The following is an 884-nucleotide window of genomic DNA, read 5'->3' as shown; positions in this document are numbered from 1 at the left end:
CGCGAGTCGTCTATCGCCACAAGTCTGCGCTTGCGGTTAGCGGGTGGACCATAGAAAGTCCATCGACCAACTCTGATTCGGGCCTGTTGGTAACGGCAACGGCATGCGCTCGACAGCCGCAATACGCTTGAGTCGCCGCTTGCGCACGCTCAGCCCCGCCTTGCTGTACAGGCGGCAGATGCGCTTGTCGTGGTTGGCGAAGCGGCCATCCTGCTGCAACAGCTCGTGAATCCGGCGATAGCCGTAGCGGCGCTTTTGAGCGGCGATGACCATCATCCGGCCAGTGAGTCCATCGTCGTCAACTCGGCGGCGCAATTCGTATTGGGACAGCGAGCGCGAAATCCCCAACTGCCCGCAGGCTCGGGTGACACCCATGGCGCGTCCGGTCATCAATATTCGGACCGCTTCGCGCTTGGCCTGCGGGCTTGCTACTTTCGAGCCAGCAGGTCCTTTAGCGCGGCGTTGTCGAGCATCGATTCGGCCAACAGGCGCTTGAGCTTGTTGTTCTCCTGCTCCAGTTCCTTCAGGCGCTGCGCTTCGGATACCGTCATCCCGCCGAACTTCGCTTTCCAGTGTAGTAGGTCGCTTCCGAGATGCTGTGCTTGCGGTACAGCTCTGCCGGCTTCAGGTCAGCCTCAACTTCCTACAAGATGCCGCTGATTTGTTCTTCGATGAATCGCTTTTTCATTGCCGTTCCTCGCTGGAACGGACTCTACACCATCACCGTACTAAACGCAGGGAGCAGATCATCATCGCCCAAGGACTACATCAGGCCCCTGGGCGAACAAGCATCGCTTTGTTTGGAGTATACCCAGGCCCGCTCACAAGCCCTGCAAGAGCCCTCGAACTTCCCTTTGAGGATCATCGACCAGCTTCGACTCCGG

The 884-nt window shown here is 59.0% G+C and carries 2 protein-coding genes and 1 pseudogene; 1 reads left to right on the top strand and 2 read right to left on the bottom strand.

From position 1 onward, the window contains the following. Positions 1 to 36: 36 nt before the first annotated feature. A complete protein-coding gene (locus tag U5A56_RS36855; protein ID WP_321927393.1) occupies positions 37 to 390 on the bottom strand; it encodes an IS3 family transposase in 354 nt (117 codons plus the stop codon). Positions 391 to 428: 38 nt separating this feature from the next. Continuing rightward, a pseudogene (locus U5A56_RS36850) lies at positions 429 to 569 on the bottom strand (IS3 family transposase); the annotation flags it as partial. A 102-nt stretch (positions 570 to 671) separates the two neighbouring features. On the opposite strand from U5A56_RS36850, the gene U5A56_RS36845 reads away from it, so the two are divergent. Then, on the top strand, positions 672 to 884 hold a 213-nt coding region (locus U5A56_RS36845; protein WP_321927391.1), incomplete at its 3' end, for a hypothetical protein.

The organism is Burkholderia sp. BCC1998 (genome assembly GCF_905339875.1).
Lineage (GTDB): Bacteria > Pseudomonadota > Gammaproteobacteria > Burkholderiales > Burkholderiaceae > Burkholderia.
The sequence above is the reverse complement of the archived record's forward strand: the minus strand, read 5'-3'. Positions and strand labels throughout refer to the sequence as shown.